The sequence below is a fragment of the Chroococcidiopsis sp. CCNUC1 genome (assembly GCF_023546805.1).
Classification (GTDB): Bacteria; Cyanobacteriota; Cyanobacteriia; order Cyanobacteriales; family Chroococcidiopsidaceae; genus Chroococcidiopsis; species Chroococcidiopsis thermalis.
This window is the reverse complement of sequence record NZ_CP097480.1, coordinates 5,237,406-5,258,303: the sequence shown is the minus strand read 5'-3', so window position 1 is coordinate 5,258,303 and position 20,898 is coordinate 5,237,406. Positions and strand designations below refer to the sequence as shown.

16 protein-coding genes are annotated in these 20,898 nt (G+C 39.2%); all 16 read right to left on the bottom strand.

Annotation, left to right across the window (positions count from 1 at the left end):
• Positions 1 to 56: 56 nt before the first annotated feature.
• On the bottom strand, positions 57 to 1,349 hold the full coding sequence (locus M5J74_RS24305; RefSeq protein ID WP_015156573.1) for an NAD(P)/FAD-dependent oxidoreductase: 1,293 nt from the start codon (positions 1,347 to 1,349) through the stop codon (positions 57 to 59).
• A 96-nt stretch (positions 1,350 to 1,445) separates the two neighbouring features.
• Positions 1,446 to 2,330: a lysylphosphatidylglycerol synthase transmembrane domain-containing protein gene (locus tag M5J74_RS24300; RefSeq protein WP_250017171.1), complete on the bottom strand. Its 885-nt coding sequence runs from the start codon at positions 2,328 to 2,330 to the stop codon at positions 1,446 to 1,448.
• Positions 2,331 to 2,398: 68 nt separating this feature from the next.
• Positions 2,399 to 3,394, bottom strand: a complete 996-nt coding sequence (locus M5J74_RS24295; protein WP_106168758.1) for a glycosyltransferase family 2 protein — start codon at positions 3,392 to 3,394, stop codon at positions 2,399 to 2,401.
• Between the two features lie 174 nt (positions 3,395 to 3,568).
• Positions 3,569 to 4,483: a dTDP-4-dehydrorhamnose reductase gene (gene rfbD / locus M5J74_RS24290; protein ID WP_015156570.1), complete on the bottom strand. Its 915-nt coding sequence runs from the start codon at positions 4,481 to 4,483 to the stop codon at positions 3,569 to 3,571.
• A complete protein-coding gene (gene rfbC / locus M5J74_RS24285; RefSeq protein ID WP_015156569.1) occupies positions 4,480 to 5,025 on the bottom strand; it encodes a dTDP-4-dehydrorhamnose 3,5-epimerase in 546 nt (181 codons plus the stop codon). The genes rfbD and rfbC overlap by 4 nt, the downstream gene beginning before the upstream one ends.
• 4 nt (positions 5,026 to 5,029) lie before the next feature.
• Positions 5,030 to 5,956: a glucose-1-phosphate thymidylyltransferase RfbA gene (gene rfbA, locus M5J74_RS24280; protein WP_015156568.1), complete on the bottom strand. Its 927-nt coding sequence runs from the start codon at positions 5,954 to 5,956 to the stop codon at positions 5,030 to 5,032.
• Between the two features lie 42 nt (positions 5,957 to 5,998).
• On the bottom strand, positions 5,999 to 6,832 hold the full coding sequence (locus M5J74_RS24275; protein ID WP_106216712.1) for a class I SAM-dependent methyltransferase: 834 nt from the start codon (positions 6,830 to 6,832) through the stop codon (positions 5,999 to 6,001).
• An 87-nt stretch (positions 6,833 to 6,919) separates the two neighbouring features.
• On the bottom strand, positions 6,920 to 7,834 hold the full coding sequence (locus M5J74_RS24270) for a hypothetical protein (RefSeq protein ID WP_181245328.1): 915 nt from the start codon (positions 7,832 to 7,834) through the stop codon (positions 6,920 to 6,922).
• A 10-nt stretch (positions 7,835 to 7,844) separates the two neighbouring features.
• A complete protein-coding gene (locus M5J74_RS24265) occupies positions 7,845 to 9,332 on the bottom strand; it encodes an MBOAT family protein (protein WP_250013645.1) in 1,488 nt (495 codons plus the stop codon).
• A 194-nt stretch (positions 9,333 to 9,526) separates the two neighbouring features.
• Positions 9,527 to 11,818 carry a hypothetical protein gene (locus tag M5J74_RS24260; RefSeq protein ID WP_250013643.1) on the bottom strand — a complete coding sequence of 764 codons (2,292 nt, stop codon included), beginning with the start codon at positions 11,816 to 11,818 and terminating at the stop codon, positions 9,527 to 9,529.
• 120 nt (positions 11,819 to 11,938) lie between these two features.
• Positions 11,939 to 14,254, bottom strand: coding sequence for a polysaccharide biosynthesis tyrosine autokinase (locus M5J74_RS24255; protein ID WP_106166933.1), 2,316 nt, complete (start codon positions 14,252 to 14,254; stop codon positions 11,939 to 11,941).
• Positions 14,255 to 15,007: 753 nt separating this feature from the next.
• Positions 15,008 to 15,943, bottom strand: coding sequence for an NAD(P)-dependent oxidoreductase (locus M5J74_RS24250; RefSeq protein WP_015156562.1), 936 nt, complete (start codon positions 15,941 to 15,943; stop codon positions 15,008 to 15,010).
• 65 nt (positions 15,944 to 16,008) lie between these two features.
• Positions 16,009 to 17,088 carry a GDP-mannose 4,6-dehydratase gene (gene gmd / locus M5J74_RS24245; RefSeq protein WP_106166932.1) on the bottom strand — a complete coding sequence of 360 codons (1,080 nt, stop codon included), beginning with the start codon at positions 17,086 to 17,088 and terminating at the stop codon, positions 16,009 to 16,011.
• A gap of 55 nt (positions 17,089 to 17,143) precedes the next feature.
• Positions 17,144 to 18,103, bottom strand: coding sequence for a hypothetical protein (locus tag M5J74_RS24240; RefSeq protein WP_106166931.1), 960 nt, complete (start codon positions 18,101 to 18,103; stop codon positions 17,144 to 17,146).
• A gap of 130 nt (positions 18,104 to 18,233) precedes the next feature.
• Positions 18,234 to 19,178 (bottom strand): glycosyltransferase, encoded by a 945-nt coding sequence (locus M5J74_RS24235; protein WP_106166930.1) that lies wholly within the window; start codon positions 19,176 to 19,178, stop codon positions 18,234 to 18,236.
• Positions 19,166 to 20,296, bottom strand: coding sequence for a glycoside hydrolase family 99-like domain-containing protein (locus M5J74_RS24230; protein ID WP_250013640.1), 1,131 nt, complete (start codon positions 20,294 to 20,296; stop codon positions 19,166 to 19,168). Before M5J74_RS24230 ends, M5J74_RS24235 begins: the two co-directional genes overlap by 13 nt.
• Positions 20,297 to 20,898: the final 602 nt, after the last annotated feature.

The following is a 20,898-nucleotide window of genomic DNA, read 5'->3' as shown; positions in this document are numbered from 1 at the left end:
AAAATTATTTTTTATTAGAAGTTTTTAAGTTCAACTAACTCGATATTGAATTAGTTTTAAGAAATTTGCAATACAGCATCTGCATTGAGTGCTACTTTTATACTATTATTCACGCTCCTTTCATCTGGATATACGTGTGCCATGCTAGCTATATAAAGATTGGGAATTGGAGTTTTGTAAGCTGGAATCTTGTCAGAAAAATTTTTATCGCAAACCGTAGCAGCTGTTTTTGTGCGAAAGACTTGGATATCTTTAATTCCTTTAGTTTCTAGATCGGGATAAATTGACTGTAGCTGTTTCTTAAAAAGACTAATAATTTCTGGATCGCTTTTAGATAATATTGGTTCCCTCCAAGTAGCATATCTAGATAAATACGTGACGTGTAACCCTTGATATTCCTTTGGAGATAAAAAGTTCGTTTGCTCGATTACGCCTCCAAAATCAAAACCAGGATCTCCGACATTTAACCAATAGATGTTACTTAAAGGTTTTTCTGTAACAACAACGACGCAGATAGCCCCAAAATATTCAATTTTTTCTAGCTGTTTGCGATAGTTAGAAAATTTGCTTGGAATGAGCTTAGCTAAATAAATGGTGGGAATAGTGACTAATATTTTATCAGCTCTAAACTCTCCTTGAGGAGTTTTTACACCTATAACGCGATCGTTCTCGAAGAGTAGCTCTGTGACTGGAGTATTTTTGAAAATAATTACTTTCTTTTCTCTAAGTTTAACCTCAAGCGCATCAACTAATCTTTGTAGACTTCCCTTTAAATATCCTAGTTTTTCTTTTCCTTTGGAGCGAGATTTCAACCTCTGTGTCATTCGTCCAATCATCCAAGCAAGTGGAATCTTAGCGGCGTATTCACCAAATTTAATTTCAAGCATTGGATACCAAATAGTATTGGTAACCCGTCTCCCTGCCCACTTATAAAACCACTCTAAAGCAGAAATATTTTCATATTTTTGCCACTTTCTTTGTTTAGATAGAAATAAACTAGTTAGCCCAAAGCGGATTTTATCTAATAAGCTTAATTTTGGAAATTGTAATAAATCTTTTGTGGTTGTGAAAGGATGAATATTTCCATAACGATACATGCCCATTTTTGTTTCAACAAATCGTACATCTTGAGAAAGATTTAGTTCTTTTAGTAGCCAGTTAATCTCTGCGTCGTGAGTAAAAAAGTGATGATAAAAGCATTCGAGCTTTGTTCCTCCAATGTCAAAAGTTGATAATAGTCCTCCTAGCTTACTAGAAGCCTCTAATAAAGTTACTTTTTCACCACGTTTAGCTGCGATGTAGGCAGATGCTAAGCCAGTTGCACCACCTCCGATAATTAATAGATTCATTGCTTTGTTCAAATCTCTTTTTGTGATTTAGATATAGATTGAATTATTCGGACTTTGTAATTGCAGTCTAAAAATTGCTCTGTGTAAAAGCTAGGTTTACTCAATTTCACTTTTCAGCTTTGTTAATGACGTAAAGCCAAAGTAAGGAATGTAGCTCAATCCCCAGATTGTTATAGGTAAATACTGACAGGCATGAATGACTACAATACAAGCTAAAGCCGTTTCTGATGGCACTTGCCAAACATTTAGAGCTAGCGTTCCGAAATATTGAAAAGCTCCTAAATATCCTGGAGCAGTTGGAGCTAGGATGCCTAAATTGACTAACCCCATTACAAATAAGGGAGCTGTTAGCGGCACTTCCAGTTCAAAAGCTTGAATAGCAATATGGAAAACGATTCCCTCCACTAACCAAATAGTAAGGCTCAATCCTAATATAGTTAAAGGAAGGAATGGAGTTCGCCACACTAATGTTAATCCTTTGGCAAACTGCTGGAGAAAATTTTGTAACTTTGTCGAAGGTAAACTATTAGTTTTTGTATCCCATAGAGAACGAGTCAAAGTTAACAGCATGACTATTGTTAACGCTCCTCCAAAGATAGCGAGTCCTAAAACTCCTACTGACGAAACCCATGTAGGAGTGCTACTGTTTCTCGTTCCCAAATATAACAATCCTACTAGCACTAAACCATCAAAAATACGTTCGACTAGGATACTGGCTAGAGCAAAAGAGCGACTAATTTGACAACTTTTACCGATCGCCTGCGCCCTAACAATTTCACCTAAACGAGCTGGTAAGATATTATTGGCTCCATATCCTAAAACTACTGCTCCCAAAGAATCACCCATAGAAACTCTATGAGGAAGTAAAAATTTCCAGCGCCACGCTCTGATGATGAATCCTAAACAATATACTCCTACCATCGTTATGAGAGTGGATAAAGAAACTTTATTAAAAGCCTCTATTACTGATACCCAATCCAATCTACGGAAAACAAAGTAGAGAAAAATAAAACTAATTAACCACCCTAACCAAACTAGTGAATTGCGTTTCAAATTCTAATATCTCCTGGGAGAAGTGTCGCAGTATTGTAAGCCTCTTTTTTAGTTTCAAAACCATCCTGTTCTTTGACAATATAGAGTGGACGTTGCTTCACCTCATCAAAAATTCGCCCTAGATACTCACCAAAAAGTCCCAACGTTGTTAGTTGAGCGCCTCCAAGAAATAAAGTTGCTAAAATCAAAGATGTAAAGCCTGGTACATCTTGAGGAGAATAGCCGAAAACCCTAAATCCTAAAATCCGATGCAGGAAAAAGAATACAATACTTACTAAGGAAAAGAAACAAATGAATAGACCGAAAATGCCACTAACTTGTAAAGGTCGATAGGAGAAGTCGATCATGCCATCCAGGGCAAGACGCAAAAGTTTCTGAAACGTATATTTTACCTCTCCAGCAAAACGCTTATGTCGTTCGTAGGGAATACCAATTTGCCGATAACCTATCCAAGAGCGCAGTCCTCGGACAAAACGATTGCGTTCGGGCATGACATTCAACCAATCCACGATGGTTCTATCCATAATGCAAAAATCTCCTGAATCTAAGGGGATCTTAATAGACGAACACCACGCTAGTATGCGGTAAAAAATGTAGTAAGCAGAGCGTTTGAAGATATTTTCTTTTCTTTTAGTTCTAACTCCGTAAACTACTTGATATCCTTGTCGCCACTTATCTAAAAAGCGGTAAAGTTCTTCAGGAGGATCTTGCAAGTCAGCATCCATGACAGCTATCACATCGCCAGTTGTATAACGAAGACCTGCACTGACAGCTGTTTGATGACCAAAGTTACGAGAAAAACTAATATACTTAAAACGCGAATCTTTTTGATAGAGTTTGCGTAAAAGAGAAAGAGTTCGATCGGTACTTCCATCATCTACGAGGATGGCTTCAAACGCAGAATTCCAAGTAGGGGAAGCACCAACGATACGCTCGTAGAGCTTCGGAATATTCTCTTCTTCGTTGAAAAGTGGGATTACAATTGACAGCATTGGAAGAGTAGTTCTTAAGGTGAAGTATCGTGACGATCGCTCAGTTTGAGGTATTCTGTAGATCGAAAAGTGAAATCTCAAACTAGCATTCAGTCAGCATTTTAAGAGCTGAAGCGCGATGCTAAAACACCCTGATAGTTTTCAATAGTTCTCAACCAGAAAGGGCTGTAGCAGTTAACTCGCGATCGCTTCTGGAGTTAGTAACAACTGTAGGGTTCTTTGCCAGTTTGGTAATACGATCCCGAATGTATCAGATAACTTTTGATTGTTTAATACAGAATAAGCCGGTCGCTTTGCTGGTGTAGAATACTGCTCTGAGGCGATCGCGACTAACCTCTGTAACTTGAACGTGTTAAACTTTCGCTCTTGTTCGAGAATCGCTTTAGCAAAACCATACCAACTAACTTGTCCCGTAGCACTCAAGTGATATATCCCACTTTTATGAGCTAAGAAATCATATAGATTGTGTTTTGTGGCTTGAAATAAAATTTGTGCTGTAGCTTCAGCAATTAAGCGACTCCAGGTGGGAGATCCAACTTGGTCGTTAACGACTCGCAATTCCTCTCGTTCCTGAGCTAGCCGCAGGATTGTCAGCAGAAAATTGTTCCGATGTCGGCTATATACCCAACTAGTGCGAAGGATAGAATACGAGCCACCCACTGCCTCAATAGCCTGCTCGCCTATGAGTTTGGTTTTACCATAAACATTTTGAGGGTTGGGTAAATCCAGCTCGGTGTATGCTGTACTTTTTTTACCATCAAACACGTAGTCTGTTGAATAGTGAATGACTGCTGCACCTAGTAATTTTGCTTCTTCTGCAATGATGCCAGGGGCAATTCCATTCACTGCCATTGCTGTATCCGAATCTAATTCAGCTTTGTCCACAGATGTATACGCAGCAGCGTTAACAATTAAGGTGGGTTTAACTTCGCGCAGCGTCCGACGAATAGTGTCTGGTTGAGCCAAATCCATTTGCAGCGCTCTTTGACTGGTGCTGCGTCCTGTAGAGATGACTTTACCCAAAGGCATTAAGGTCTGCTGTAGTTCCCAACCTACTTGCCCAGTTAGACCTGTCAATAGAATTTTCATGCAAATACCTCTGCTTCTCGTAGCAATTTCCCAGCTCGATCTTTGGCAGATAGAACTGGCTCATTTTCAAGAGGCCAAGCGATCGCCAGATCGGGATCGTTCCACAAAACACAGCGTTCGTGCTGTGGAGCATAATAATCTGTGGTTTTATATAAAAACTCTACGTATTCAGTGAGTACCATAAACCCGTGAGCAAAGCCTTTAGGAACCCAAAGCTGCTGGTTATTTTCTGCACTTAAAAAGGCTCCTACCCATTGACCGAAAGTCTTCGATTGCTTTCTTAAATCTACCGCAACATCAAATACGGCTCCTTGTACAACTCTTACAAGCTTGCCTTGAGGTTGCTGAATTTGATAGTGCAGACCACGCAATACATTCTTGGTAGAGCGAGAATGATTGTCTTGGACAAAACGAGCTGAAATGCCGATTTTTTCCCAAAAAGCCTTTTCGTTATAGCTTTCGTAAAAGAAGCCTCGGTTATCTCCGAACACGTGCGGCTCAATTATGAGAACGTCAGGAATGGCAGTTTCTATAACTCTCATGGTTCTATCCTTTAAGCGCATAAAATGCCTGCTCTAGCTCGCTGAGTGTCGTCATCACATGAGATTCATCGTCTAGAAGCTCCATCAAATATCTTCCATAACTACTTTTGAGCATAGGTTTAGCAAGGTAGCGCAACTGAACTGAGTCAATATATCCTTGTCGATAGGCAATTTCTTCAATGCAAGCAATTTTGAGTCCTTGCCGTTCTTCTAAGGTTTGAATAAAGTTAGCTGCCTGATGCAACGATTCGTGTGTACCTGTATCCAACCAAGCATATCCTCGACCCAAAACCTCTACTCTTAGCTGACCTCGGTTGAGGTAAACTGAATTCACATCTGTAATTTCTAATTCATTACGAGCAGAAGGCTTAAGGCTCGTAGCGATTTTCACTACCTGAGAGTCATAAAAGTATATTCCAGGTACTGCATACTTGGACTTAGGAATGAGAGGTTTTTCTTCAATACTGACAGCACGTCCGCGAGGATCGAACTCAACTACACCGTATTGTCGCGGGTCTTTAACTGGATAACCAAATATTAATCCTCCTTTGCGAAGCATGGAAGCACGAGCTAATATTTCACTTAACCCATGTCCGTGAAAAATGTTATCACCTAGAATCAGACAAACTGGTTCGTTTTGAATAAAATCTTGACCTAAGATAAAAGCTTGCGCTAACCCTTCAGGTTTAGGCTGTTCGATATAACTAAACTTCAATCCCCACTGACTACCATCTTTCAATAACTCTTGAAACAGCGGTAGATCGTTAGGTGTAGAAATAATCAATATTTCTCTAATCCCCGCTAGCATTAGTATGGATAAGGGATAGTAAATCATTGGTTTGTCGTAAACAGACATTAACTGCTTACTAACAACACGAGTTAAAGGATAAAGTCGAGTTCCAGAGCCACCAGCTAAAATAATGCCTTTCATTTGATATACCTCAGTTGATGATGTAAAACGACTAGTTTTACGTTAATTTCCGCTGGAATGAAGTTGATAATAACTAGGATCTACCGTAGCGACAGAGAGACTTTCATGATGAAAAACCTTTCTAGTAATAAAAACATAGCTGTTAAAAATTCCTAGTTTTTGGTCGGAGTAATTAGAAAAATCCACTCTTGTCTCAAATCCGAGCGAGTGTAAGAAATGAAAAAGATCGATTCCAAAAGTTCTATAGGCTAAAATCTTGCCGCGAATTTTATCTCCATGATATTCGGGAGGCAAAAGATATACGTCCTCATCCGTAGAAGTGTCAACGCGAACAAGAGTCGGTCTATCAAAATAACAAGGAACAGTAAAAATATGATAACCTCCTGTTTTCAAAACTCGATTGACTTCAGAAAATCCTCTTTGATAATCTCTTACATGTTCAAATACATCTTCTGTGATGACAAGATCGAAAGTTTCATTATCAAAAGTTAATTTTTCTAAATTTTGACAGAATACTCTTTCATGAATTTCCGTTCCTGTTTTGATATTAGGTGAGAAAATTGAGGATGTGTATGAGTCATAATTACTTAATACTTTATAAAAAGCATCGTTCGTGTCAGTACTATAAATTTTTAAGCTTTGTTTTTTTGGAATACAAGAAATAGAAGGGGTATTTTGAATAACTTCACTAAGAATGATTTTGGCAACGTGTCTTTTTCTAGACGAGCTACGACAAAACATGCAGTACATATTATTGCGTGCCATATCCACATCTAAGCAGACGAATAACGATATTTTTCCACATACATTACATCTCCCCAACTTGTGAAAAGCAAAATTTTTTACTGCACTTTTAGCAACATTTAAGGCTCGCACGATCGCATCTCCAGAAATAGTTTTAACTCCCTTATTCTAAATTTTCAAAACCTAAGTTTCAATGGAGAAAAAATCAGAAAAAATCAGTTAGTTGTGACTTTGATTCAGTAATTTATTAATTACTCGATCGAGTTGAGAAACATACTCTTTAGCATTTGACTGGACTAAATGAATTCCATCACTCGTTATCCATTTACCAGCGGGTAATTCTGGTAACCACTCAAAAGAGTTTTTCGGAAAAAGCGATTTTAGTAATTCTCTAATTTGCCTTTGTTTTGTAGTATTATCAACAACTGGTTCGCCAGGTATATCAAATAAAATAACTCGAACAGCTTCTTTTTGAATATCTGCAATTTGATTTTTGATAAACTCAGCTTCTTTTACTATCAACTGTTTTTGTTGAGTATCTAGTTCAATATTACGATCCTCAACCAACTGTTCTATCATTTTTTTACGAAAATCTGAATTAATAACTTGTTTTTCATCTTGGCGTTCAACGTCTTTTGCATTTCTTTGTTTATACTCATTTTCTAAATACTGCATTAAAACGCTAGTAGGACGATATTCTTGCCTAAACATCGGAAAATGAATTTTTATAAATGATGTTAAAGGATGAAATAAAGGATTGACTAACTTAGTATCTAATTTTCGCCCGATAGTATCATTTAATTCAACTAATAACAAACGCGGTTTTATGTCTTTTCTTCTAACAATCTCTAAGCCAGTTTGGGTAGAACCTCCAGACATACCTAAATTAGTTGCTCGATTGCTGAAATATTTAATAGGAAGATTATTTGCTAATGAACTTCCTACTAAAACAATAGGTGTTGAGCTTCGATCGTAAATATATTTTTCTGCTTTAATAATATTAGCTTGCCATTGATTGATTCCTTCACTAGAAGGTAAAAAACCATAGAATATAGAACTTTGATATAAAATAAGGCAAGCTATACAAACTAATAACGGACGAATTACTAAACTTAAGTTAGAAATAAAAAACATGCGATCGCTCCTAAAACTGAAAGTATATAAATGTATCAGTGCTGCCAGCATCGAGAAGAGTCAGTGCTAGTAGTATTCCTAAAACTAAATCCATACCACTTTTTAATGAAATATTTTTTAGTAGTTTATGATTAGAAAAATATTTATAAGTTAAGAAATAAAATGAGTGCGAGATAATAACTGGTAAAGCAAATAAAGTAGTAGGGACGATGAGGTCGAGAGACAATTTTTGATGAATATTTCTAGTTAAAGTAATGAAAAAATCTATTGCAGCATCAAAATTAACTAATTTGAAGAATATCCAACCTATTGAAACAAAGCTAAAGATCAGAAACCAACGAATTAAATCTAATAAGAATTGCTGCCAAAAAGAATTTGACCGAGCTTGTATTTCTTTTGATGTTTGATTGACACCTAGTAATCTTTCTACAGCTAATCCGCAACCGTGGAAAATACCCCATACTGCATAGTTCCATGTTGCTCCATGCCACAGTCCGCCTAGTGTCATAACGACTATCAAGTTGATATAGGTTCTAATTTTACCTTTTCTATTCCCTCCCAAAGGAAAGTATAAATAGTCTCTTAGCCATGTTGATAATGAAATGTGCCAGCGTCTCCAAAATTCTGACAGCGAGAGAGATACATAAGGAAAATTAAAGTTTTGTGGTAGTCTATAACCTAGAGCCGCAGCTAGACCTATGGCTATTAATGAGTAACCAGCGAAATCTGCAAATATCTGTATTGAGTAGCCAACTAATAGAACTATATTTGTCATAGTTCCTAAGCTTTGATAGTAAGGAAAGCTAATCCAGTACGTGTAATCCTTTAAATTGTCAGCTATTACCATTTTTAAATAATAGCCAATTATCAGCGATCGCAAAACATCGTACCAAGGTATATTCTTCAAAAATTTTGGTTGAATTTGAGCATAAAAGTCACTTGCTCTTGAAATAGGTCCTGAAATTAAGCTGGGAAAGAAAGTAATAAACAATGACGTGCTAAGAAGATGATGCCTGAAACTGATTTTTTTGCTATAACTTCCTCTTAAAACGAAACTTTGTTCTCTAGTAAGATCGACTAGTAAACCAATAGATAAAAATGTGTAAAAAGATAAACCAATAGGTACTGGTAGATCGGATAGCAAGGTGATAATGCTATCGGTCAAAACATTTGATATATGAAAAGTAGTAGTAATAAAATTAGTTATAAGTATGCCGTATTTAAAAAAACCTAAAATAAGCAAGTTTCCTACTATGCCTAAAGTCATCCAAAGGCGTTTTTTACGTTTGTTCAATAAGTTGATTATTTGAAAACTAGCAATCGCGTTAATGCTAATTGATAGCGCTAGCAATCCAGTAAGCCATGAGGAGTTCCATCCGTAGAAAATGAAACTTCCAGCAATGATGATTATGGGTTGCTGTTTTTGAAAAAACGGCAAGTAATAAATTATAGAAGTAATTAAAAAGAAAATAGCAAATTCTGGGCTTGTAAATAACATGTCTAGTTATCTTTTGACTAAGGTTTGAATAGTTTAGTAGCTAGTAATTAGGTATTGAAGATCGTCAGTCGTGAAAAATTTGATCCACAGCTTGATGCTAATCGGGACTGATAATATTGGTCTATTGGCGATCGCTAAATGATTCGTGCAAGCTTTCAGCGGGGCGATCGCTCGTTAATGGTTCATTCTCAAACTTAGTTTTCTTGAATAGGTCTGAGAACAATACCTTCAAAAAAAGTGGTATAGAGTTTATCTGGAGTCGTCCGTCCTGCGGTCAACTCAAGGCGAAAAGTATGCTGACCTTGAGATAACTCTACAACACCAAGTTCTTGATAAAGTTCTGGACCACCCGTAGCTGCCATCTCCTCTGGTTTGACCAATTCATTCTTAGTTTGTGTCTGCCGATTGACACGCCAATAGCTTTTAAGTGGAGCTGTAACTTGTGTCTTCTGACCTCCATCAATACTCCATGCAAACGGTGATGTCCAACGATACTTCTCAAGTAGGGAGTTTGTGGTTATGCCCGTAAACAGTAATTGGTAACGTCCAGGCTTAGGCACGTTAATCGGGATCTCGACTGAGTATCCTTCTGGACTGGGTTCGCTGCTTGCAAATATTTGCAGAAAAGGTTGCCAGAAGTCACTCGCAGGTGGAGGATTGTGCTTTCCAGGTTGAGCCAACATCCATTCCTTTGTCCATTTACCTGTTTTGGCTAAAAATACGTACTGTAAAGGATCGGATTTCTCTCGCGGTAGGCTGTACTTGGCTATTTTAATTTTACTTGCATCTCGGATGAAAGTCGTTTGGTCGATTGGTAGAGTGACCTCACCATTCTTAAGCTTTAGGGGTTTGCTGCGACCCATGGCATCAATAAGCTGAGGAGTTTTATCTGGTAAAGGTGTTACTGCATATGTGACACTTCCACCACTCAAACCAGCTTGTAAGACTTTCCATGTTGCGATCGCCTCGTTGCCTTTTTGAAAGACGTAAATTTGCGCGGATGGGCGATCTATGCTTTCCACTACCTGCGCATTACCGATAATATGCGCCGCTACTGAGTAAGTAATTCCATCTGGGAGCGGCGTTAAGTCGCGATCTACAAGTGCAGCAAAGCTATCGTAATTCGTGCCAAATCGTTTGTGGAAGAAATGAAATTGCCGTGCATATCCTTCCTTCATCCCTCTAAGACTAACTAAAGTTGGATCTTCCGTTCCCCAGATGGGACGTTCCGCTGGCACGCCGTGTTTTGAGAGTAAGGCTTTATAAGGGGCTAAGTCATTAGTGTGAAAAGAAAAGACATCGATGAGAGGAGCTACGCCTTGCTTTAGCACTCGATCTAGAAAGGACACGCCATGACTAGTAAAACCAGATGCAACAATTTGAGCTTTCGGGTTAGCAGATTTCACTGCTCTGGCAGTTTGCCGGATCAGTTCGGCAAATTCCTCTGGTGTTCCTAACCAAAAGTTATTAGCATCTGGTTCGTTCCAGATTTCCCAAAATTGAATTTCTTGCTTAAACTCCCGCGCAGTTTTCTCCACAAGTTGATTCCATAACTGATAGTCTCTCGGCTTTACACGCGCCCATACTGCTGCACCTTCGCCTGTTTCTTGGGTTTCCTGTGGACGAGAAGACAATTCGCGAGGCATTTCTGCAAACTCGCCCATAACGCTAATCCCTTCCCGATGCAGAGCCTGAGCTATTCCTTTCCACTTGCTAAAACTAACTGAAACCTGCGAATCATTTTTGTTGGCACTAAGCAAGGGACACAAAGTATGCAGTTTCAGAAAATCAGCTTTTGCAACGATTTTTTGAAAAAAGTTGTCAGACTCTGTTTTATCTGTTGGCTGAAGTTGATTTGAAGAGGCAGAGATTTTTAAATCCCGCGCTTGAGCTGAGGTCGGCTTAACTTGTAGATTTTCATAAGACCAATGCCAAAAGTTGAGGCGACTCCAAGCAGCACCCAGTAGTCGGTGGCTGCGAGCTAAAGCGGCTGCTTTAGCAGGATCGTTTTCTCCATCATAAGGAATTGTAAACAAACCCCAGCGAGAGTCAGGGTTAACTGGACTAGGATCGAACACCACCCCAACTCTGGTTTTAGCCTCAACTTTTGACTGCCCTGCGCGGGCTGAAACTGTCAAGTAATACAATCCACGACTAGGTAGTTGAAGATGCAACGGAATCCCTTTAAGTGGATCGACCTGAGATCGTAATGGAATCTTAGCATTGCTAGTCCAAGAACCATTATGCTCCCGGATCTTATACTCTACAACGTCAGGCTTATTTCCTGAAACTTGAATCATTAAGTCAACTGGCTGAGACTCAATAAATAAGTTACCAGGTTGTTTTGAACTCACCCTAACTTGAAAAGCATCAGACGTACTAACAGCATCATTGAAAGTAGAAAGAACCACTGTTGCTGTACATGCGATCGCCAGGACAACATGGAAAAGGACGGATCTTTTGGTAGAAGGTTTAAACAATCTCATCTGTCTATAGGTGAAACTAGATGGAACCTAAGTTGGAAAATCTCTTGGAATACGATGTATTCTCCCAAGTCATCTGAGAATCTAGCAGCCTGTGTGTTCTTACTGTCTCACGACTGAATTCTAGAAAATTCCTCTACCTGCTAAATTAGGGTTAGTTGTAAAACCCCGCTCTAGATTGTCCTGGGAAGTCCCGTCATATACAGTGTACCTACTGTTACACTCCTTAGACTCATTAATTATGGCTCCAATAACGTTCAGCTTACTTAAGGCTTCTAAAGATTGATTGAGGTCAAATCGAGTCACGCGATTGAGGCGTTCGACTACCACAGTACCACTACAGAGTGATGCAACAATGCTGGCATCCGCCAATCCCAATATAGGAGGAGCATCTACGAGTACCAAATCGTAAGATTGTTCAAAAGACTCGATTAGATGCTTCATGCGTTGAGAGCTTAATAGCTTAACTATATCTGTTGGTGTTGGTCCTGCCGTCAAAACATCCAGTGAAGGTTGCACAGATTGAATGCAATCCCGCTCCCGTACATCTGCTTCTTCAGTCAATAGTGTAGATAACCCTCGATCGTTAGATAGATTCAGTAGTTTGTGAATATTGGAGCGTCGTAGATCCGCATCAATTAGGAGAACTCGCCGTTGTAAACGGGCTACACTCAGTGCCATACCCGCAGCCAGTGTTGACTTACCCTCACCAGTCAGTGCTGAAGTGAGTAGCAAAGACTTGAAGGATAGGGGCGAACCTAAGATTTGAATGTTTTGATATATCAGATCCATCGACTCGCGGAAAGGAAACCAGTTTAATGCTTGTATTCGTTGAGAGGTTAAACTTTGCTGTTTGAAGAAAGGTAGAGCGATCGACGGCTTCTTAAGCTCAAAGTTTGGTAATTTTGGTGTAATACCTAATACAGGTAGGGAACTCAGTTTCTGTAGTTCGTCGCAAGAGTGAATTGTATCATCGAGTGCTTCAAGAAGAAAGGCAGCTCCAATACCCAAAACTAAACCAAATACTGCCCCTGATACCAAAAGCATTATTCTGCCAGTTCCCATGTATACGCCAGGTTCGGGATCTCGGATGATTTGCCAGTTAAATCCGCCCTGCGCAATTTTAATCCCCAAATTTTGTTGCGTCTGGAGAAGTTGCTCCAGGGTTTTTCGATTGATCGCAATTTCTGGCATGAGACGGTTGTACTCTGCTAATAGTTGTGGGTATTTAAGCAGAGTAGAGCGCAGTTGCTGTTCCGATTTAGCAAGGCTTTGGTCGCGGGCACTCAAACCAAACCAAACTACCTGTGCATCAACCAAGGCATCAACTAGCTTCCGGTCAGAATCGCCAAGCTGTAGTTGTTTGGGCAGAGATTTTTCTGTGGTACTTAGTTGGGCAGGTAATCGATCCGCAGAGCGCCCTGCTTCCGTACGTAATAGACCAATTAGGTTTTGACGCTGCTTGAGTAAATCTTGAACTTTGGGGTAATCGTCTCTGTATTGCACCCGCAGCTTTTCTAAAGTGACATCTAGTGCTTGAATTTCATCCAGTAATGACTGATAACGAGGAGATTGGCTGAGACGAGAGGCAATGAGTGCTTGTTGTGGCGATCGACTTATTTGCTGCTGTAGCTTATTGTAGCGAGCTTGTTGATCCTGAAACTGGGCGCGAATTGTTCGTCGCTCGCTCTCGACAGCCGCCAGTGCATCCAACAAATTTTTTGCCTGTACTTCTGGGTCGAGTAGTTTATTTTGCTTGCGAAAATTTTCTAGGTTCGCCTCAGCCTGTGACACATCTTTTCGGATTTTGGGCAATTGCTCGTTAACAAAAGCAAGTCCATTGGTTAGGCGTAATTTTTGCTGTTCTAAATTATAAATTTGATAGACATTTTGTAGTGCTTGAAGAACTTTTTGACTCTTAATAGGGTCTCCTGCTACAAAAGTTACTTCAAAAACTTGACTGAGTGTTTGCAAAGTTTTTGTTCCGCTTTCTACTTGAGTTACTTTTAGCGGTGATTGTTTAACTTTCGCTGGTTTGCCGTTGATCTCTTCTACTGTAATATTAGGGTACTCAGGACGAAGTAGTTCCACAGCCCTCTCTACGAGCTTTGGACTTGTCATCACGCTAAGTTGCGCCGTGTAGTCAACTTTAAGATTTGAGTCAGTAAAATCACTCTCCTCTACTCCTCCTTGTGCATTACTGTTTTGTCCCTGGTAAAGATTAGAGCTGACTAGCAACTGCATAGAACTCTGATATGTCGGCTTTGCCATCAGTGCCAGAAAGCTTGAGGCGGACAGAGGAATGCAGAAAAGACTTAAGATCAAAAGGCGGCGACGCAGTAAAACTGTAAATAGTTGCCGAAGATCGGTTGCATTGGCTCTATTCTCTACTCTATGCTCTACGGACAGTCGCTCGTTATCTAGACTAGTATCAGCCATCACTAATTCCTTCAGTGTTAAATGTTTTAACAGATGCTTTCAAGTACGTGGTTGGAGTGAGGTGCAGAGAGAACGAATTATCGTTAAGTTGAAAGCAGTGCGAAAAAGAAGATTTTGTCTCACTGCGCCGATAAGATTGGTTTGCTGACATTAAAATGATAGTTGCAAGAATTGGCGATCGCAATAGCGTATTTCGGAAGCTAAAAATAATAAAAATCGCGATCGGGCAACTTCATTATTTCTGTTAAAGACTAACTTATCTTATCTAAGGTAGCTAAAATGTATTCGGAATATTTTCTTGAAAACCTCATACTGCAACAGAAGTCAGCTAGTCAGATATGCATGACTCAAACAACTATGACTTACCTGAATGTTACTATCCTTTTTAACTTACTTTAAATAATAGCAAACAATAGCAAAATAAAAAAGTTAATTTGTAAAAATAAATGTATTGTTAATCGAGCTTGACTGGATTAGTGTATTAGCAGGTCGAGCCTCGAAACTTCATCGTTAGTATTAATTGATTTGTACATCAATCTATCTAATTGTTTTGTTATCTCAAACAAATAATATATTTATGTCCGCCTCGGGTTAGAGACATATATCTTCTATAGCAATCCTATTTGATTCATGAACGTGGAGCAGGCTTCTAGCCTGCCGCAGGCTAGAAGCCTACTTTACAAATCATTTAGAACTACTATAGATAGATTAATTTTTTATGCCACTTATTATGCATCATAGTATACATATAAGTCATACCCCTACTAACTCCGCACGACACCAGCTTGCAAAAGAGCTAATGCCCTGTTCCAAACTCACAGTTGGATCGAATCCTAAAGTACTTAATTTTGTTGTATCTGCTTTCCAATAAAGCGGTACACCTGTGGGTACAACTCCGTCAAACTCCGGATTACAGTCGTAGCACAGTGTATCTAGAACTAGACTTACTAACTCTGCAATAGTCACCTCACGACCGCTACCAATATTATAAACTTCACCCTGCATAGAGCCAGTAGTGGCAATAACAAATAAAGCCGCAGCGATATCAATAGCATGAATAAAATCACGGCTTTCTCGACCCGTTCCTTGTAATGTTGGCGATCTTTGCGTAATGATTTTTTGAAAAATATCCCAGACTACCTGTCGTCGTAAACCAGGACCGTAAGCTGAAAAAATTCTAGCGCTAGCAGTTGGTAAACCATAAACATTGGTAAACTCTAAACACAATTGTTCGCACTGCCATTTATGAAATCCATATGGTGAAACTGGCAGAGGAGAATGAGATTCACTCACAGGTAGTGACTGCGGATTTCCATAAACTGCTGCACTCGATAAAAAGATAAACCGACAATCTGGAGCATTAAGACGCAAAGTATTAAGTAGCTCAAATGTCACTCCTGTATTAGCGTAGAAGTCTTTAGCTGGATCTGTAACAGATAAATTAACGGAGGCGCTACCAGCACAATGAATGCAAACTTGAGGCGAGTGTTTTTGTAACAAATCGCCTAATGCCATATCTGGCAGATGAATTTGGTAATAGGCTGATAAGTTGAGTAGGGAAGCATGTTTAACAGAAGAAGTATCGATACCGATAACAGTCCAACCTTGCCTTAAAAAGTAACGGGAGACGTATCGACCAATGAAGCCGGCAGCGCCTGTTACTAAAACCGATCTCGATTGAGTAACCATTGGTTGATAACAACCTCAATTAGATAAAAAAAATAATGACTTCGACAGGTCATTTTCTGACTACTTTAGTTATGGGAAGAAATCATTTCATGCCGAATCGTGGCAATATCCTCGATCGCATACGTACCACTACAGTTAGGTGAAGTTTGACCTATAGCTCTCAAGTCGGCTTCTACCATTAAGGCTACTAGTTGCTCAAACGTTACTAAAGGTTTCCAGCCCAGATTTTGTTGCGCCTTGGTAGCATCTCCGATCAACAAGTCTACTTCCGCTGGTCTGAGGTAGCGATCGTCAAATTCCACATAACGCTGCCAATCCAGATTGACATAACTAAAAGCGAGATCGAGGAACTCCTTCACCGAGTGGGTTTCACCGGTTGCAATGACGTAATCATCTGCATGTGGATGCTGTAACATCATCCACATGGCTCTGACGTAATCCTTGGCATAGCCCCAATCTCTTTTAGCATCTAGATTGCCCAAGTAGAGAACTTTTTGCTTACCAGCGACAATCCGAGCGATCGCGCGTGTAATCTTGCGAGTGACGAAAGTTTCTCCTCGTCGCGGGCTTTCGTGGTTAAACAATATGCCGTTACAAGCAAATAGCCCATATGATTCGCGATAGTTGATTGTTTGCCAGTGGGCGTAAACTTTAGCACAGGCATAGGGGCTACGTGGATAAAATGGTGTGGTTTCCTTTTGCGGTACTTCCTGCACAAAACCAAACATTTCTGAAGATCCTGCCTGGTAGAACCGTACCTGAATTCCAGTTCTATGCTGGTAGTCGCGAATCGCTTCCAACAAGCGTAGCGTTCCCATTCCCACCGAATCTACAGTATATTCTGGCGAGTCAAAACTCACCCGCACGTGGGATTGAGAGCCTAAATTATAAATTTCTATTGGTTGAACTTCTTCTAAAATGCGACGTAATGTAGTGCCATCAGTTAAGTCTCCATAGTGCAAAAATAACTGCGCTCCCTTCTGGTGCGGATCTTCGTAGATGTGATCGATTCGGTCAGTATTAAATGTAGAGGTTCTACGAATAATACCATGCACTTCATAGCCCTGCTCTAGCAAAAACTCACTGAGGTAAGAGCCATCTTGTCCTGTGATGCCAGTAATTAACGCGCGCTTTTGTTTTTGCATCCTCAGTACCTTTTATATCTTTAATCTAAATCTGTAAGTTATTACGTTAGTCGAGTTAATTTCTAGCAACTGAAGCAGTAGAAAGTAACTGCTTCCTGAGCTGAGCCTCATCATAAGGTTGTTTTCTAGCTCTGCACTGTCTAACCATACGCCTCAGAGCCTTTTCTGCCTGTTTGAGCTGTTGTGTAGTATGTTCTTCTGGACGAGATTTTTCAGATAATTTAGCAAATTCATCTGCCCACGGGGTGAAAACTAACCATGATACAAACCATGATATCGGTAGTACTTCTTCTATTGCTAGCGAGGTGCTATCTTCACTCGCGTGCGTTGCTAATACGCACAACATTGCAACCTTGAGGAGTAGGTCGTTAGAGCGAGGTTGTGATAAAAAATCTAAAACTTCTGAACAAATAGCTAAGTGTAGTTCGATATTAAGTTTACTAACACGCCTAGCAACTTTTAAAAAATGATTTTTTTGCTCTTTTGCATCAGGAGAAGGATTTAGTAAAGTGGCTCTGTCAAGAACGCTTGGAGATCTCTCCACAAGCAGTTTAGCAGTTTTGAGAATCTGTTGTTTATTTTCCTTAACGTATCGCTTAAAGAGTTTTAGCCTTGGCGACCAATGTTTGGGAAAACCCTCTTTTTGTAAAAGATTTTTATACATATTAAACGAAGGACTATAAGCACCAAAGACCTCCCAAAACCACATATTTAAGAGCTTTTCTCGTTGACCCCTGGCGATCGAAGCACGATGCTCGATCTCTGTTTTATCGTAACGACTGACGCGCAAATGGCATAATTGAGCTGTGGCTGGATCGATCGCTTTTCTATGAACAAATGCAGCACTTATGTTAACGATTTTTCCATTCTGGAGTTGTCGTTGATAAGTATTTCGGAGGATAACAGGTTCCTGACATTCTGGGCAATGAAGACCTAATAATAAAAAATCATCATAACTACATTCTTCTGCTGCCACTAATTGACCACCATACCGGATTGAGCTTGCAAGTTTCATAAAGATTATCCTTTCTTTTTTTAGGTCGGTAAGTTATTCTTCTTTCATTCAGTACTAACAAACTGACGTTAGGATAAAAGGTTTAGGCTACAAGCGGGAAAAAGCAAGAACTATACTGAATGCTTCAAGACTAAACGTTTACTAAAAGCTTTTTAATAATTTTTTTAGTAAGCCTAAAATTAAGCTTTGAGTCTACCGTGCTAGCAACTTTATAGATCTTGTATTGGCGTTCCCAAGATGTTTTCTCATTCTTGGAAAACATGATTTTCAACCATCGATGAATTCTCGTTTCGCAGACTTGCTCGACAACCTCTTTCGGGCAGTCTATATTAGCTAAAATATAACGTACAATCTGATAGCTTTCCTCTGCAAAGACCCCATTTCTACTAGCTTCATATCTTACTGTTTCTGAATGGGCGCGGTAATAGTTAAGCGTTTCTGCTATGAAAGCGATATCAGAAACTAGAAGCATTTTTACCCACAGCAACCAATCTCCACAGAGCCGCAAAGATTCGTCTGCATATCCTACTTTTTCGTATATACTACGCCTGATCAAAACTGCACTAGCGTTATGAATTATGTTTTCAAAAATTAGGTATTTACTACATTCATCTATTCCATTATTTACAAAATCTTTCTCCCATCGTTCCTTGTCGGGGAAATAGAGTAAATCCTTACTATTAAATATAGAGCGATCGCGCTCATCAATAAACCATGACAAGCAATAGGCTAACCCAACTGTAGGATTATTATCTAGCTTGTCAACCAGCTCTGCAAGCAGTCGTCGATCTGCGTAGTCGTCTGACTCGGCAATCCAAATATACTCTCCCTGTGCTAAACGAATTCCTTTATTCCATTGTTTAAATGGAGAGCCACTATTCGTTTGATTGTAAATTGCTCGAATCCTAGAGTTGTTAGCAAATTTTGCAAATACCTCATTACTATTATCTGTAGAAGCATCATCTAAATAAATAATTTCAAAATCTTGATAAGTTTGATCTAAGACACTTTGGATGCGTTGTTCGAGAAACTGAGCATGATTATAATTTGGAATAATAACGCTTACTTTAGGCATGTTTCTCTTAATAAGGAGGTTGTAAAGTCAGTTTTCCTATCTCTCAGTGCCATTCGAGTAGCTTCTAAATAAGCATGTCCCCATTTCTGACAAGGTTCAAGATGATTACCCTCAGCCCACTCATTCCAAGCATTGATAAAAACAATTTTCTCGGTAGAGTAGTTATTGACTAAAGTTTTGTCAACAATCGTTCTTAACCAAGACTCGTAAACTTGAGGTGTAGAATTTTGAAAAATTATTGCACCAGCTTGACGGCGTGCAGTATTGTCCCATGATGGTGTAACGCAGGAAAATCGCTGATAGCTTGGATTTGGCTTCGCAAGCATATGTTTAACAACAGTAGGGTAATCATATATGTTGTGAGTTCCATAAGCTTGATGGGCTAGTCCTAACTTTCTAGCTAGATGCCAAAACCTACCTTTTTGCAGAGGTAAACCTAGTTGAGTCCAGTCTGGTTGAAACTCCACAGATGCATCAAAGCCAATCAATCCTGGATCTTCTTGTTCGCTAGCAAAACTTTCGACTCTACAGAGGAAAATTTCTCCGACACCAAGTCTTTTTGCCTCCTCACGCCAAACTTTTACGGTTTGCTTCGGATTTGGTAGTTTCGTAGCTCGATACACTAAAAATAAAGGCTTACCATCAACTTTGATATATCGACGATCTGAGAATGCCTTAGCAAGCCACTGCATGTGTAGCCTATCGTCTTCCTCGCTGTAAACTTGCTTGAATAGCAAATTCTGCTCTTTACCATCCCATCTTCTCGTCCAATTTTCGTTCGCCCAACAAAGGCAAAAAGGAAAATCTGGTTTTCCAGAATTTAGAACATCATTGAAAGGGCGTTCTAATAAACGCTTGCCATTGAACCAGTAGTGATAATAACAAAAGCCATAAATTCCATATTCTTTAGCTAAGTCTGCTTGAGCCTGACGAGTCTCAGATAGACGCAAATCATAAAAGCCCAAATCGGCAGGCAAATGAGGCTGATAATGCTCTGAGAATAAAGGTTTAGCTTTAGTGACGTTAGTCCACTCAGTAAATCCCTTACCCCACCATTCATCATTTTCTGGGATAGGGTGATACTGAGGAAGGTAAAAAGCAATTAGGCGAGCTTGCATATCACAGCTAAAAATAATAGATTTTGTTAAATCAATACTATTTGTTCAAATTGTCAGAACAATTAGTTGGAGCTAAACCAGTAAGTAAGTTGTTTTGGATGAATTCAACAGAGTATGGTGAAAATTGAGTTTGAAAAACTTAATTAATAACATTTTTTATGACGCTAGCCTTCTAGGTTCCATGAGCTAGATGCACTGACTTCATTACTATCGCAAATCCGATTGAATTCAAAATTTTACAATAATTCGTAAATCTTTTACGGGTGCGCAATTTATTTGAATTTGCCGAGCATCATGAATAACATAAAGCATTCGCTATGTTTGCCTTCTTCATTGGCAAAAAAATAAAGAGTGCTGTTTGAGTAAACACATTCTATTATTTCCCTCTCTATAAAGGTTGTCGATACAGGAAAGTTCAGGAACGGTTCCAGAGTTTATAAAATTTTATTGCCTGTAGCAGAAAGAACAATTATCTATAACTTTAGAGAGAGCATTCACTATGAACTGAGAAGTTTAAGTATAACTAGTTTTCTACTTCAGAATTATTGAATTCTAGATTCCATAGTAATCGCACCTCCTTGCAAATCCCAATATTCTTTTTT

What these genes read in the sequence shown, in the direction of transcription:
- M5J74_RS24240 (WP_106166931.1), bottom strand. Translation starts at nt 18,103, where the DNA reads ATGAAACTTGCAAGCTCAATCCGGTATGGTGGTCAATTAGTGGCAGCA.
- M5J74_RS24265 (WP_250013645.1), bottom strand. Translation starts at nt 9,332, where the DNA reads ATGTTATTTACAAGCCCAGAATTTGCTATTTTCTTTTTAATTACTTCT.
- M5J74_RS24270 (WP_181245328.1), bottom strand. Translation starts at nt 7,834, where the DNA reads ATGTTTTTTATTTCTAACTTAAGTTTAGTAATTCGTCCGTTATTAGTT.
- rfbC (WP_015156569.1), bottom strand. Translation starts at nt 5,025, where the DNA reads ATGAGAGTTATAGAAACTGCCATTCCTGACGTTCTCATAATTGAGCCG.
- M5J74_RS24230 (WP_250013640.1), bottom strand. Translation starts at nt 20,296, where the DNA reads ATGCAAGCTCGCCTAATTGCTTTTTACCTTCCTCAGTATCACCCTATC.
- M5J74_RS24250 (WP_015156562.1), bottom strand. Translation starts at nt 15,943, where the DNA reads ATGGTTACTCAATCGAGATCGGTTTTAGTAACAGGCGCTGCCGGCTTC.
- M5J74_RS24295 (WP_106168758.1), bottom strand. Translation starts at nt 3,394, where the DNA reads ATGCTGTCAATTGTAATCCCACTTTTCAACGAAGAAGAGAATATTCCG.
- gmd (WP_106166932.1), bottom strand. Translation starts at nt 17,088, where the DNA reads ATGCAAAAACAAAAGCGCGCGTTAATTACTGGCATCACAGGACAAGAT.
- rfbD (WP_015156570.1), bottom strand. Translation starts at nt 4,483, where the DNA reads ATGAAAATTCTATTGACAGGTCTAACTGGGCAAGTAGGTTGGGAACTA.
- M5J74_RS24255 (WP_106166933.1), bottom strand. Translation starts at nt 14,254, where the DNA reads ATGGCTGATACTAGTCTAGATAACGAGCGACTGTCCGTAGAGCATAGA.
- rfbA (WP_015156568.1), bottom strand. Translation starts at nt 5,956, where the DNA reads ATGAAAGGCATTATTTTAGCTGGTGGCTCTGGAACTCGACTTTATCCT.
- M5J74_RS24260 (WP_250013643.1), bottom strand. Translation starts at nt 11,818, where the DNA reads ATGAGATTGTTTAAACCTTCTACCAAAAGATCCGTCCTTTTCCATGTT.
- M5J74_RS24235 (WP_106166930.1), bottom strand. Translation starts at nt 19,178, where the DNA reads ATGCCTAAAGTAAGCGTTATTATTCCAAATTATAATCATGCTCAGTTT.
- M5J74_RS24305 (WP_015156573.1), bottom strand. Translation starts at nt 1,349, where the DNA reads ATGAATCTATTAATTATCGGAGGTGGTGCAACTGGCTTAGCATCTGCC.